Genomic DNA, 13,825 nt, shown 5'->3' with positions numbered 1-13,825 from the left:
CAAGTGGAGTGCATTTCATGAGATCGTTCGTGATCCCGCTCATGGCATCGGTAGCAATAGCGGCGGCCGCCTCCGGCGCCACCGCCGCCCCAAATGTCGTGGTCTCGATCAAGCCTGTCCATTCCCTCGTCGCGGCAATCATGCGTGGCGTGGGCGAACCGCAACTCATTGTCGACGGCGCAGCCTCACCGCATACCTATAATCTGCGGCCTTCCAATGCCCGCACGCTGGAAAAGGCCGATCTGGTCTTCTGGGTCGGGCCTGGACTGGAGGCATTTCTGCAGAAGCCGCTGGAGGCGTTGACCAGCAAGGCAACAGTGGTCGAACTAGAAGAYGCCAAGGGGCTGGAAAAGCTTCCCTTCCGCGAAGGCGGCCCTTTCGAGGCGCATGACGATGGCGAAGAGGCCCATGGAGAACATGCCGGCCATGCGGACAGCGAAGACGCTCATGCTCATGATCATGCGCACGATGACGGCGACCATGAACACGGCGCGTACGACACTCATCTGTGGCTCGATCCGGCCAATGCCAAGGCCATGGCCCAGACGATAGAAACCGCGCTGATTGCCGCCGATGCCGGCAATGCGGAAACCTATCAGGCCAATACAAAGAAACTGATCGACGATCTCGATGCGCTCGACAGCGAAATTGCGGAAACGGTCAAGCCTGTGAAGGACAAGCCCTTCATCGTCTTTCACGATGCCTATCAATATTTCGAGCATCGCTACGGCGTAAAAACGGCGGGATCGATCACCGTTAGCCCCGAAACCCTGCCCGGTGCCGATCGCGTCAGGGAGATGCAGGAAAAGGTTCGCCAACTTGGCGCGACCTGCGTTTTTGCCGAACCGCAATTCGAGCCGAAACTGATCTCCGTCATAACCGAAGGCACGGCGGCAAAGTCTGCGACGCTCGATCCCGAAGCGGCCACGCTTGAACCGGGTCCCGATCTCTACTTCAAGATGATGCGCGGCATCGCCGGCTCGCTGAAGGATTGCCTGTCCTGATCCGGACAGGCGTTGCTTCTATCAAGGCTTMGGCGCCATTGAGGACCAGACCGGGCGGCTGATGCTTTGCAGCGTTTCTGGCGGCGCACCGTTGATGCGTGCCAGCAGAGCCTTGGCAAGCTCCCTGCCCGCAAGCTTGATGTCCTCGTTGACTGTGTGGATTTGCGGCTGGATCCAGTTCAGGAATTCKGCGGACTGTTTCGACACGATATCGATATCCTTGCCGATCCTGACACCGGCTGCCTCAAACCCCGCCACAAGCGCAATCGTGCTGCTGCCGCTGATGGAGACAATGCCGTCAGGGCGATCGTCTGATTGCATCAGGCGCTTGCCGAAATCGCGGATCTTGTCGAGCGGCGTCTCGATGGTGATGGCATCCAACGGGAATTCGGAAACGCCGAAATCCCTGATACCGCGGGTGAACCCCTTGCGGGCGTGGTCGTGGAACGCAAACCGCGATGGCGGCACGATGATGGCGACCCTCTTTCGCCCACATTGCGCCAGCCGCTCCACGGCCTCATAGGCATAAGCCTCGTTATCGAAATCGTGATAGGCGTGCTCAATGCCCATGTCGGACCGCCCATGGGTAACGAAGGGCATTTTGCGCTCCGTCATGAAACGGACGCGCGGATCGTTCGGCTCGATTTTGGAGATGATCACCCCGTCCGCGGAACCGGTCTCGAGAATGTAGCGGATCGGCACCATGGAATCCTTGGCGTGGGTGTGAGGGGTAACGACGAGGTGATATTGCGTCGTCGCAAGAACCTCGGTGATGCCGAATACCATCTGGCTGGTGAAGCCCATCAATTCCTCGTCGACGCTCAGCACCAGCGCGATCACATTGGTCTTGCCGGTGCGAAGGCGCACACCAGCTCGGTTCGGCTGGTAACCGATCTGCTGGGCAATCAGCCGCACGCGCTCCTTGGTTTCCGCGCCGATGTCAGGTGCATCCTTCAGCGCGCGCGACACGGTGGTGATGCCAAGACCCGTCATGTAGGCGATGGTCTTCAAGGTCGGGCGCTCGCCCGTTGTCGCCTTCGCTTCGTCCCTGCCGGAATTACCAGTATCGTTCATGTCATTTCGCCACGCTTTGCAGAACAATAATCATAGATAGCTTTTTGTTTCTTGCAAAGGCAAACGTCGCCGGTCGCCGTCACACCCGATCCGGTCTTCGGGCCTTTGGCTATAACGATGTAGGTCGTGAAAAATATCGAACAGACTTATCCCGGATTACCGACCTTACGCGCTCTCGAAAATTCTGCTCGAGAGAGAAACAATGCCAAGAAAATAGATTAATTAGTATCAATAATTAATTGATATTTATAAATAAAAGTCAATAGATATCAAGCCATCCGTATCCGTGGTTTTCCAATAGTACCAACGGGCATTTTTCGCGCATGAAGTTTCACTCCGAAGACATGACGGAACGATTGCTTTACGGTAACGTTGCCGGAGGGAGGAGATTGCCGAGCTGAGCGAGCTGGATAACGGCTGGCTGGCGGGCATGCATCTTCCCCAGATTCCGACACAAGCCTGCGTCATAATGGCCAGCTTATCCTATTTGAATTCGTCCATGCAGGGTCCCATCATGATTTCTTCCTCCACGCCCGAAACCGTCATCGATCTGGCCGGGCTCTGGCGCCTGACCTCGCTGGAAGGAGACCATACGACCGACCTTACCGTGCCGGGAGACGTTCACAGCGCACTCAAAAACGCGGGGATCATTCCAGACCCCTATCACGGTGCCAATGAAAATGCGGTGCAATGGGTCGCGCATCGGGACTGGATCATAGAGCGGACCTTCATCCTCGATGACGCCGATGCCAGCTGGTATCTCGATATCGATTATCTCGATACCGTCGCGATCGTCTTCGTCAACGATGTCCCGGTCTTGAGTTCGGACAACTGCTTCCGACGTTACCGTCCCGATGTGTCTCGCGCCGTGCGGCCCGGTGAAAACACCATTCGTATCCATTTCCACTCCAACATCGCAGCCGGGGCGGAACGGCAGGCGCGGCAACCTTTTTACATTCCCTATCATGAGGGCAACTCGCCGATTGCCAACGGCAACATGTTGCGCAAGCCACAGTGCCATTTCGGCTGGGACTGGAATATCGCGATTGCTCCGCTCGGCCTTTACGGCAAAATCCTGCTGAAGCGCCTCGATACGGCACGGGTCGAACACGTCGTCACCTCACAACATCATGTCGAGGGCGGCGTCGAGCTGCATCTGGCAATCACGCTGTTTGCCGAAGGTCCGGCGAGCCTTCCGCTCTACCTTTCCCTCAACGATGAAAGGCTGCGGCTTGATTGCGGCGTGGGTGCGGGTGAGACGGTGGTGCGCCACGTTTTCTTCGTGGAAGACCCCGCGCTCTGGTGGCCGGCGGGCAGCGGCGAACAGACGCTCTACACGTTGGCGGTGGAGTTGCCGGATGAAACCGTCACCCGCAGCATCGGCTTCAGGACCATTGAACTTCTGACGGACAAGGATGAGGCAGGTAGCCGATTTGCCTTCCGCATCAACGGTCGGGAAATCTTCTGCCGTGGCGCGAACTGGATTCCATCCGATGCGCTTTATTCGCTGACCAGCCGCGAAAAAACCGAAGACCTTCTGTGTTCGGCCGTCGAGGCCAATATGAACATGATCCGCGTCTGGGGCGGCGGGTTTTACGAGGAAGACTGGTTCTACGATCTCTGTGACCGTCTCGGTCTCCTGGTCTGGCAGGATTTCATGTTCGCCTGCAATCTTTACCCCTGCAGCGAAGACTTTCTCGACAATGTCGAACACGAGGTCGACTATCAGGTAAAACGCCTTTCCTCCCATCCGTCCATCGCGCTCTGGTGCGGCGACAACGAATTGGTGGGTGCCCTCACCTGGTTCGAGGAGCCCCGCAACAACCGCGACCGTTATCTCGTGGCTTACGACCGCCTCAACCGCACCATCGAAAAGGCGCTGAAAAAAGCCGCCCCCGAAGCACTCTGGTGGCCCTCCAGCCCGGCTTCAGGCTACCTCGATTATGGTGATGCCTGGCATGCGGATGGTTCCGGCGACATGCATTACTGGTCCGTCTGGCACGAAAACAAATCGTTCGACAATTACCGCTCGGTCAAGCCGCGCTTCTGCTCTGAATTCGGTTTTCAGTCCTACACCTCCATGCCTGTCATCCGCACCTATGCGGAAGAGAAAGACATGAACATCGCCTCCCCGGTGATCGAACTGCACCAGAAGAATGTCGGCGGCAATGAGCGCATCGCTGGCACCATGTTCCGCTATTTCCGCTTTCCGAAGGATTTCGAAAATTTCGTGTATCTGAGCCAGGTGCAGCAGGCGCTGGCCATCCGAACCGCGGTCGACTACTGGCGCTCGCTGAAACCCCATTGCATGGGAACGCTCTACTGGCAACTCAACGATACCTGGCCGGTTGCCTCATGGTCGAGCCTGGATTACGGCGGCGGCTGGAAGGCGCTGCATTATGCTGCCCGCCGKTTCTTCCARCCGGTSWCSGTYTCSGCCATTCCCTCSGARGAYGGACGYCGRKTRAGYTTCTCCATGGTCAACGACACSGCGGAAGATGTCGAGATCGACATGAATATTGTCGCCCTCACGATGGAGGGTAACCGCGTGCCGCTGAAATCCGCCAACGGCACGTGCGCAACGGACAAGGCGGCGACGCTGACAGAAATCGACATGGACAGCGTGCCTGATGGTTCCATCCTTGCCTGGAACTTCATAGCATCCAACGGCATGACAGGCGAAGGCCATCATGTGCGCGACACCTACAAGTCTCTGGAGCTCCAGCCCGCTGGACTGACGTTCTCCACCGCCACATTGAAAAACGGCCAGCTCGAAATCGATGTCACCGCAGCAGGTCTTGCCCTCTTCGTCATGCTGGAGGCCGATCAGCCCGGGCGTTATTCCGACAATCTGTTCGATCTCGCAGCGGGCGAAACACGCCGGATCATCTTCACCCCGAAGGCGGGCAGCGGGCAGCCGCAGTTCCGTATCTTCGATCTTTATACCTGCCAATCCTCGCATTGAAACCACGCGGCGAAAGGCTTAACCATCCTTAGCGGAACGGCAGGCAACGTTGCGCCTGCCCTCATCTTTCAAAGGTTTGCCGGCTTCTCCGGCAACCATTCATCAGCAAGTGGAGGAAGACCCATGGTTTGGCAACCGGCCGAAAACCGATATACATCCATGAAATACAATCATTGCGGAAAGACTGGCCTGAAGCTGCCGGCGATCTCGCTCGGGCTGTGGCACAATTTCGGCAACGACACACCGCACCARACCAAACAGGCCATTTGCCGCCGCGCCTTYGACCTYGGCATTACCCATTTCGATYTSGCCAATAATTACGGCCCACCACCCGGCAGCGCCGAAACTGCCTTCGGCGAAATTCTGAAGACGGATTTTAGAGGCTACCGCGATGAACTGGTCATCTCGTCCAAGGCGGGCTACAACATGTGGCCCGGTCCCTACGGTGAATGGGGCAGCCGCAAATATCTGATATCGTCCTGCGACCAGAGCCTGAAGCGCATGGGGCTGGACTACGTCGATATCTTCTACTCCCACCGTTTCGATCCCAACACGCCGCTTGAGGAAACCTGCGGCGCACTGGACCAGATCGTGCGCTCGGGCAAGGCGCTCTATGTCGGCATCTCGTCATACAACTCGAAACGCACCCGTGAGGCCGCCGCGATCCTGAAAGATCTCGGCACGCCCTGTATCATCCACCAGCCGAGCTACTCCATGATCAATCGCTGGATCGAGGAAGACGGTCTGGTCGATACGCTGGAAGATCTTGGCATTGGCTCCATCGTCTTTTCGCCGCTGGCGCAGGGCATGCTGACGACGAAATATCTGGGTGGCGTGCCTGATGGCAGCCGTGCATCGCAGAGCAAGTCACTCAACCCCGCCTTCCTCAACGAGCGCAATGTCGAAAACATCCGCGCGCTCAATCGCATTGCCGAGCGGCGTGGCCAAACGCTCGCGCAGATGGCTATCGCCTGGGTGCTGCGCGGTGGTCGCATCACGTCGGCGCTCATCGGTGCGAGCCGTGTCGAACAGGTCGAGGATTGCGTGAAGGCACTCGACAATGCCGAYTTCTCCACAGAGGAGCTTGCGGAAATCGACGGTTACGCAAAGGACGCGGATATCAACCTCTGGGCAAAATCCGCTGAACGCGTTTAATACTTGAAACAGGCTGCCCGGTTTCCACCGGGCAGCCTGATCGACGCAAAAGCTGGACTGAAATCTCCAACAGAAAGATTAACGTCCCCGTCTAACCATTAACAACCATTACATAAATGTAATTTTAAATTCAGTTTCCGTTCATTCGTTTATTCGTAAGTTCTCCTTATCGAAACACGAGAGGAAACATTCATGAAAAAGTTCGTCACCATTCTTCTGGCTGCAACTGTTCTTGCTGCTCCAATGGCCCAGGCACAAAGCCGCCACGACGATCGTCATCGCGGTGTAACCGTCGAGCGTCACACGACAACCAAAAAGGTCATCGTCAAGAAGCACCGTTGGGATCGCGGTCAGCGCCTCTCGCCGGCAGAGCGTCGTCATTTCGTCGACCGTCGCGACTATCGCCGTTACCGCCTGGCAGAGCCGCGTCGCGACCAGCGCTGGGTACGCGTCGACAACCAGTTCCTGCTCATCAACGCCGTCACCGGCCTGATCGTTGGCCTTTCTGCGGCACGCTAAGTAAATCGACGGATGAWATGAAAAAGGCCCGCTTGCGCGGGCCTTTTGTCATTTATCGTTATAGCCGATCAGAAAATGTCGGCGCCGCTGCCCCACGGGCCATGCGGCTTGTCGACACCGTCGGTGCGTTCGAAGCCATGCGCCCCGAAGAAATCGCGCTGCGCCTGAATAAGGTTCGCGCTGCCGCGGGCGCGACGATAGGCGTCGAAGTAACCAAGCGCAGAAGCGAGCGCCGAAACCGGCAGACCGGAGAGAACCGCGTAGGAAACGACACGGCGCAGGGCGGCGTCGGTGTCCTTGACGATGCCGGAGAAGGCAGGCGTCACGATGAGGTTGGCCACATGCGGATCCTTGGTGAAGGCCGAGGTGATCTCATCGAGGAATTCCGAGCGGATGATGCAGCCGGCGCGCCAGATGCGGGCGATCGTCGGCATCGGCAGGTTCCAGTTGAACTCCTTCGATGCGGCCGACATGACGGCAAAGCCCTGTGCGTAAGCACCGACCTTGGCGGCCAGAAGCGCGCTTTCCAGATCGGCGATAAAGGCCTTTTTGTCAGCCGGTGCAGCTGCAACGGTCGGCAGGCCGAAGATCTTCTCGGCAGCTTCGCGCTCGTCCTTCTGCGACGACAGGATACGGGCAGCCACGGCGGCCTCAATGGCAGTTGCGGCGACGCCCATGTTCTGCGCCTCGATAACCGACCACTTGCCTGTRCCCTTCTGGCCGGCCTTGTCGAGGATCAGATCGACCATCGGCTTGCCGGTGATCGGATCGGCAGCGCGCAGAACCTTCTCGGTGATTTCGATCAGGTAGGAGTTGAGACGGCCCTTGTTCCATTCACCGAATACATCGGCGATTTCAGACGCACTCATCTTCAGGCCGTCACGCAGGATGCCGTAGATTTCGGCGATCATCTGCATGTCGGCATATTCGATGCCGTTATGGATCGTCTTGACGAAATGACCGGCACCGTCGTTGCCGAGCCATGCCACGCACGGATCGTCATTATATTTGGCGGAGATGGAGGTCAGAACCTTCTCGACGCGCTTCCAGCTATCTTCGGTACCGCCGACCATGATCGACGGTCCGTGACGCGCACCTTCTTCACCGCCGGAAACGCCCATACCGATAAAGGTCAGACCGCTATCCTTCAGATTGTCGAAACGGCGGATCGTATCGCGGAAATTCGCATTGCCGGCGTCGATCATGATGTCGCCGTTCGAGAGATGCGGCTTCAGGATTTCCATCTGCTGGTCAACCGGATCGCCGGCCTTGATCATGATGATGATCGGGCGCGGAGGACGAATGGCGGCGACGAATTCCTCGATGGTTTCGCAAGGGATCAACTGCCCCTGCAAGTCCCCAGCCTCGGCGTAGAATTTTTTCGTCGCTTCAGGGGTTCGGTTGAATACGGCAATCTTGTTGCCCTTTTCCGCGATGTTCAACGCCAGGTTCGAGCCCATGACGCCGAGACCGATCAAACCGATTTCTGCCTGTTCCACGGATGTGCCTCCATCTTGCTTTTAGGTGGTCGTGTTGTGGCACTGTAATGAACAAACGGCAAGGCTAGGGGCGACTGAAACGATTAAATTTTGATGACGCAAATCAGCTTTGCATATTTGCGACAGGTCGGGGGAAGGTCGTAACCAATGCGCCTCCCCTAGGAAGGTCGTGGCCGGTCGTCGCCATCGTCCAGCGCTCGCCAGGCAGCGCCGTCCATATCCTCATATTGCCCTGATCGCACCGACCAGAGGAAGGCGAAAAGCCCGAGCGCTCCGAGAAACAGGGCGACGGGGATGAGATAGATCAACATGTTCATGCCGGTTGCGCCCCCTCGCCCGCAAATCCGGTCGGCACGYTCTGTTGCGCAGAAGCGGCTTCAGGCGTTCCGGCAAGACGCAGCGCATTTGCAACAACGATGAGCGACGATGTCGACATGGCGATGGCCGCGATCATCGGCGTCGCATAACCGGCAATCGCAATCGGCACGGCAATGACATTGTAGCCGATGGCAAGCGCGAAGTTCTGCCGGATAAGCCGTCCGGCCCGCCGCGATGTCTCGATGGCGACAGGAACGGCATCCAGATTCTCGTGCATGAACACGAAGTCGGCGGCCTGCCGGCCGATATCGGCAGCGGTTGCCGGTGCCATGGAAACATGTGCTGCAGCCAGCGCCGGCGCATCATTGATACCGTCGCCCACCATCAGAACCTTGCGTCCCTCGCCTGCCAGYGCCCCACAGCGCCCCGCCTTGTCTTTCGGCGACAGGTCCGCGTTCCATTTCGCAATGCCCAGACGCTGCGCCATGGCCTTCACGGCCGGGACCCGGTCACCGGACACGATTTCCAGCACCAGTYCTCGCGTAGAAAGGCTGCGCAGTGCCTGTACGGCGCCAGGACGCGGATTGTCCTCGAAACCGAAACTCGCCAGATACCCGCCGTCAAGCGAAAGCACCACTTCCGATCGCGCGTCGCCGTTTTCCATTTGCGATTCATCCGGGCAGGCAAAACGGCGGTTGCCAAGCCGGTAGGTTCCCGCCGGCGTGAGAGCCTCAACACCGGAGCCGGGAATTTCACGCACCGCTTCGTAGACCGATAAAATTCCGCCATAGGCTGCATGCAGGGCTTTGGACAGCGGATGGCGTGAATGGGCGGCAAGGCCAGCCGCAATCGCCATCGTGGCGGGGTTCACATCGCCGGTTTCCACCAGTCGCGGCTTCCCGACCGTCAGGGTRCCTGTCTTGTCGAACARCACGGTGTCGATTTCGGCCAGTCGCTCCATCGCCGAGCCTTCCTTGACCATGATGCCATGCCGAAAGAGCCGGCCTGCCGCCACAACCTGCACCACCGGAACAGCAAGGCCAAGCGCACAKGGGCAGGTGATGATGAGAACCGCAATCGCGATCAGCATCGCCTGCTTCCAGTCACCGCCCAAAACGCCCCAACCGAGAAAGGTCATGAGAGCAAGAAGATGTACGACGGGCGAATAATAGCTCGCGGCACGGTCGGCAATCCGCCGATAGCGCGCACGCCCCCCTTCCGCCGCCTCCATCAGCCCGATCACTTCCGCGAGAAACGAATCCTTTGCCGATGCGGTCACCCGCGCGGCGAGCGAACCGGTGAGATTGAGCGTGCCTGCCTGAAGCAGATCACCCGCCTCCACCCGACGCGGCGCGCTTTCGCCGTTGACAATGGACATGTCGAGATCGCTGCTTCCGCTRRTGACSATCGCATCYACCGCCACGCGGTCACCGGCAGCAATCGCAATCGTCATGCCGGGTAGCACATCGCCAAGCGGGCGATATTCCCGCGTTCCGTCCTCACCGATAACGGTTGCRCCGCGTGGTGAAAGCCGGGCCAGGCCCGCAATGGCCGAGCGCGCCCTGTCACGCATGATATGGTCAAGCGTGCGGCCGATCAGCAGGAAGAACAACAGCGACACGGTCGCGTCAAACCACGCATGTTCGCCATGATGAATCGTCTCCCACAGCGAGATTGCGTAGGATAGCGTGATGGCGAGCGCGATCGGCACATCCATATTGGTGCGCCCGTGCTTCAGCGCATTCCAGGCCGACTGATAGAAGAACCGGCCGCCATAGATCAGTGCCGGCGCGGCAATCATCGCCGAAATCCAGTGGAACATGTCACGCGTCGCGGCATCGGCCCCGGACCAGACGGACACGGACAGCAGCATGATATTGGCGGAAGCAAAACCGCACAGCGCCACCGCCCTGATCAGTTGCGAGCGCAACACGTCCGAAGCATCCTGTCCGCTCGCGAAAAGATGCGTCCGGTATCCGGTTGCAAGGATTGCGCGGGCAAGTTCGGCGGGATCTGTCCTGATGCCATCGACATACTCTTTCCAGACAATCGCCACCCGTTTTGAGGACAGGTTCACGCGCGCCTGCTCCACCTGGCGGAGACGGCGCAGCGCCGTTTCGATGGTGGTGATGCAGGCGCCGCAATAAACGCCGGGCACGCTGAGATCTGTCTGGCGCAGCCCCTGCCCCAGATCGCGGCTTGCCAGCATCAGCTCCTCTGATGATGGTGGGTTGACCGGTTCTCCGAGTTGAAGCGATCCTTCCGTTCCCGGTGCACAGCAGCTCATTGACGCCCCCTGATCACCGCGATCCGCGTGCCTTCATGCACGATGATCCTGCCGTCTTTTACGGCAGTGACCTCGACGATCCATTGGCCGGGCAGCATGTCATGCGGGCCGGTGAAGACCCCGGTAGACACCGGGATCAGCTCCATGTCGAAATTCTGGTGCTCGCCGACCGGCCGGCGAAAACGCGCCGTTACGGTATCCGTATCCACAGGGCCGGTATCTGGATGAAACACCTCGTAGCGCACGGTCTTTTCATTCACCACCAGCCTGCCCTTGATACCGGTCGCGGCCCTTGCCTTGGCGGCCTCGGCCTTGGCGTTGAACTGCTGGCTGGCAACATAGGTATTGGGCACCACCAGCCCGCTCCAGCTGGTGACAGCGTTCCAGGCCATCACCATGTTGACTGTGATGACGATGCCAAAAAACATCACCATAACACCCAGCATATGCCAGCCGGTGAAAATGAAACCGGACGTCTGGCGATTGGTCGTTGTCATTTTTTCACTCCCGGAGCGTTGAAGACGGCGTCGTAACGGGCCGTCTCATGGCCGCCCGTATCGCTGACGATGAATTCGAAATTTTCAGCAGCCCGCGCGACGTGACTGCCCGGCAGGGTGACGAACACCTTCAGCGTTGTCGCCTCGTCCGGTTCCACCATCACCTCGAAGCTGCGAGAGGCTGCATCCGGCATGCCGTTTATCTTCATCACCGCACTTGGAATGCCCTCTATCGTCAGGCTCATTAGGCGCGGTTGCGGCACCATGTTGAGGATGCGAACGGTATAGCCGTTGCGGATGGAGCCGTTCGATTCCAGCACATATTGCGGGTTGCGGTCGTGCAGCACGTTTAGAGCCAGCCGCTCGCGCGTCACCAGAGCAAACAGCAAGCCGATGCCGACTGCACCCCATATTGCCGTGTAAAGAAGCGTGCGCGGGCGAAAGACGATGCGCCAGTCGAAATGGCGAATGCTGTTTTTGAACGCGCCGTCCTCGTTGCGCACATTCGCAGGCCGGATTGCGTGCTGGCCGTTGCCGGTCGCAAGCGCCATGTTGGACTGGTATTCGGACAGCGTCGCATAGGCGATCAGCCCGCGTGGCTTACCAATCTTGTCCATCACCCCATCGCAGGCATCGATACAGAGCGCGCAGGTGATACATTCCAGCTGCTGCCCGTCCCTGATGTCGATGCCCATGGGACAGACTGCGACACAAGCATTGCAATCGACGCAATCGCCGACGCTCTCCCCTGTGGCCGCAGCCTTTTTGGCGTGCCTCGTGCGAGGTTCACCGCGCCAGTCATTATAGGTCACGACCAGCGAGTTCTCATCCAGCATMGCCGCCTGAATGCGCGGCCAGGGACACATATAGGTACAGACCTGCTCCCGCATCAGCCCGCCGAAAACATAGGTCGTGGCGGTGAGTATCGCGACGGTCGTATAGGCGATCATCGGTGCCTGCCCCGTCATGAACTCTCTCGCCAGCGTCGGCGCATCGGCAAAATAGAAGATCCATGCCCCGCCGGTCAGAACGCCGATCACCAGCCAGATTGCGTGTTTCATCACCCGCTTGCGCAGCTTGCCGAACGTAAAAGGTGCTGCATCGAGCTTCATGCGGGCATTCCTGTCGCCCTCGATCGCCCGCTCGACGACCAGAAACAGGTCCACCCAGACGGTCTGCGGACAGGTATAACCACACCACGCGCGTCCCACGGCGGAGGTGATGAGAAACAACCCCAGACCCGCCATGACCAGCAATCCCGCGACGAAAAAGAACTCCTGCGGCCAGATTTCGATGAAGAAGAAATAAAAGCGCCGGTTGGCAATATCGATCAGCACCGCCTGGTCGGGCGCATAGGGACCGCGATCCCAGCGCAGAAACGGCGTCAGATAATAAATGCCGAGCGTGACCAGCATGACCAGCCACTTGAACCGCCGGAACCGGCCCTCCGCGCGCTTCGGGAAAATTTTCTTGCGCGCTTCATAAAGGGGTTTACGCGTTTTTGCGGAATTGACAGCCTCCGCTTCCAGCCTTTCGACGGGCTGTTGCGGGCGGTCCTGTCCGACGGGATAGATGTTCATGATTGCAGTCCGTTTTTATCTCCTTRCTTTCTCCCATCTCACCGGCGAAACATCCTTGACTTACATCAAGCGCGGACAAAGTGGCGCAGCCTGCGGCCTGCATTAAACAGGGAGGATGAGATGCCAGTCATGCAGTCAAAAATCATTCATCTGTCGGTGGAAARACCATGGAGCCATGTCTTTGATTTCACCTCCGACCCGCAAAACATGCCGCACTGGGCCGCCGGTCTAGCAGGCGGTCTTAAACCAGACGGCGAGGACTGGATCGCCGATGGCGGCCCGCTGGGTGAGGTCCGCGTCAATTTCGCGCCCTTAAACGAATTCGGCGTGATAGACCACGTCGTGACATTGCCGGATGGAATGAAGGTGTATAACGCGCTGCGGGTAACACCGAATGGCAGCGGTGCCGAAGTGAGCTTTACCCTGCTTCGCCTGCCGGACATGACGGACGAGGATTTCGAACGGGATGCGGAGATGGTCCGGGTCGATCTGGAGAAACTGAAGTCGCTGCTCGAAACGGATTGAAGGATAAAACGATGACCACGAATACGAATGACCGGCGCATCGACTATGTCGAATTCAACGTCGCCGATATAGAGCGCAGCAAGGAATTTTACGGCGGCGCTTTCGGCTGGTCCTTTAAGGATTACGGCCCGCAATATTGCGAGTTTTCCGATGGCCGGCTGACCGGCGGTTTCACCACCACGGCACCCGTGTCAGCCAAGGGTGGACCGCTTGTCATTCTTTACGCCGCCGATATCGAGAATGCGCACCGGCGTGTCGAGGCAGCCGGTGGGCAGATCAGCGTCGCCATATTCGCCTTTCCCGGCGGACRCCGTTTTCATTTCACCGATCCGGATGGATACGAACTGGCCGTCTGGTCTGATCGATAAGAAAAAGGGCCGCATCGAGCGGCCCTTTCCATTT

The 13,825-nt window shown here is 58.6% G+C and carries 12 protein-coding genes; 6 read left to right on the top strand and 6 right to left on the bottom strand.

The annotated features are described in order from the left end of the window. Positions 1 to 17 precede the first annotated feature (17 nt). Positions 18 to 1,004, top strand: a complete 987-nt coding sequence (znuA, locus tag AB4Z23_RS12910; protein WP_013636163.1) for a zinc ABC transporter substrate-binding protein ZnuA — start codon at positions 18 to 20, stop codon at positions 1,002 to 1,004. Between the two features lie 21 nt (positions 1,005 to 1,025). On the opposite strand, the gene AB4Z23_RS12905 is transcribed toward znuA, so the two are convergent. Continuing rightward, positions 1,026 to 2,078, bottom strand: a complete 1,053-nt coding sequence (locus AB4Z23_RS12905) for a LacI family transcriptional regulator (protein ID WP_421476710.1) — start codon at positions 2,076 to 2,078, stop codon at positions 1,026 to 1,028. A 499-nt stretch (positions 2,079 to 2,577) separates the two neighbouring features. Between AB4Z23_RS12905 and AB4Z23_RS12900 the strand changes: the two genes are divergently transcribed. From AB4Z23_RS12900 to AB4Z23_RS12890, 3 genes are all read left to right on the top strand, one after another. Next, complete coding sequence (locus tag AB4Z23_RS12900) at positions 2,578 to 5,043, top strand: beta-mannosidase (RefSeq protein ID WP_441360251.1); 2,466 nt, start codon at positions 2,578 to 2,580, stop codon at positions 5,041 to 5,043. Between the two features lie 123 nt (positions 5,044 to 5,166). After that, positions 5,167 to 6,198, top strand: a complete 1,032-nt coding sequence (mgrA, locus tag AB4Z23_RS12895) for an L-glyceraldehyde 3-phosphate reductase (protein ID WP_441360250.1) — start codon at positions 5,167 to 5,169, stop codon at positions 6,196 to 6,198. Positions 6,199 to 6,390: 192 nt separating this feature from the next. Next, entirely contained in the window at positions 6,391 to 6,717 is a 327-nt protein-coding gene (locus AB4Z23_RS12890) for an RcnB family protein (RefSeq protein WP_003515287.1), read from the top strand. A 68-nt stretch (positions 6,718 to 6,785) separates the two neighbouring features. Here AB4Z23_RS12890 and gndA read toward each other — a convergent pair whose 3' ends face one another. The 5 genes from gndA to ccoG all read right to left on the bottom strand — a co-directional run bounded on the left by gndA (position 6,786) and on the right by ccoG (position 12,898). Further along, positions 6,786 to 8,216 (bottom strand): NADP-dependent phosphogluconate dehydrogenase, encoded by a 1,431-nt coding sequence (gene gndA / locus AB4Z23_RS12885; RefSeq protein ID WP_003515289.1) that lies wholly within the window; start codon positions 8,214 to 8,216, stop codon positions 6,786 to 6,788. Between the two features lie 158 nt (positions 8,217 to 8,374). After that, the gene (gene ccoS / locus AB4Z23_RS12880) at positions 8,375 to 8,533 is read right to left on the bottom strand and encodes a cbb3-type cytochrome oxidase assembly protein CcoS (protein ID WP_003515291.1); all 159 of its coding nucleotides are present in this window, start codon (positions 8,531 to 8,533) and stop codon (positions 8,375 to 8,377) included. After that, a complete protein-coding gene (locus AB4Z23_RS12875; RefSeq protein WP_441360249.1) occupies positions 8,530 to 10,821 on the bottom strand; it encodes a cation-translocating P-type ATPase in 2,292 nt (763 codons plus the stop codon). The genes ccoS and AB4Z23_RS12875 overlap by 4 nt, the downstream gene beginning before the upstream one ends. After that, entirely contained in the window at positions 10,818 to 11,318 is a 501-nt protein-coding gene (locus AB4Z23_RS12870; RefSeq protein WP_019566252.1) for a FixH family protein, read from the bottom strand. Before AB4Z23_RS12870 ends, AB4Z23_RS12875 begins: the two co-directional genes overlap by 4 nt. Next, the gene (gene ccoG, locus AB4Z23_RS12865; protein ID WP_065660932.1) at positions 11,315 to 12,898 is read right to left on the bottom strand and encodes a cytochrome c oxidase accessory protein CcoG; all 1,584 of its coding nucleotides are present in this window, start codon (positions 12,896 to 12,898) and stop codon (positions 11,315 to 11,317) included. Before ccoG ends, AB4Z23_RS12870 begins: the two co-directional genes overlap by 4 nt. A 120-nt stretch (positions 12,899 to 13,018) precedes the next feature. Between ccoG and AB4Z23_RS12860 the strand changes: the two genes are divergently transcribed. Both AB4Z23_RS12860 and AB4Z23_RS12855 read left to right on the top strand, forming a co-directional pair. Beyond that, entirely contained in the window at positions 13,019 to 13,423 is a 405-nt protein-coding gene (locus AB4Z23_RS12860) for an SRPBCC family protein (RefSeq protein ID WP_441360248.1), read from the top strand. 11 nt (positions 13,424 to 13,434) lie between these two features. After that, entirely contained in the window at positions 13,435 to 13,791 is a 357-nt protein-coding gene (locus tag AB4Z23_RS12855) for a VOC family protein (RefSeq protein WP_441360247.1), read from the top strand. Positions 13,792 to 13,825: the final 34 nt, after the last annotated feature.

It is taken from the genome of Agrobacterium sp. MCAB5 (assembly GCF_052114365.1).
In the GTDB taxonomy this organism is placed as follows: Bacteria; Pseudomonadota; Alphaproteobacteria; order Rhizobiales; family Rhizobiaceae; genus Agrobacterium; species Agrobacterium tumefaciens.
This window is presented reverse-complemented; position numbering and strand designations above follow the sequence as displayed.

Excerpts from the sequence above, each read along its gene's own strand:
- AB4Z23_RS12870 (WP_019566252.1), bottom strand. The coding sequence starts at position 11,318 with ATGACAACGACCAATCGCCAGACGTCCGGTTTCATTTTCACCGGCTGG.
- ccoS (WP_003515291.1), bottom strand. The coding sequence starts at position 8,533 with ATGAACATGTTGATCTATCTCATCCCCGTCGCCCTGTTTCTCGGAGCG.
- AB4Z23_RS12890 (WP_003515287.1), top strand. The coding sequence starts at position 6,391 with ATGAAAAAGTTCGTCACCATTCTTCTGGCTGCAACTGTTCTTGCTGCT.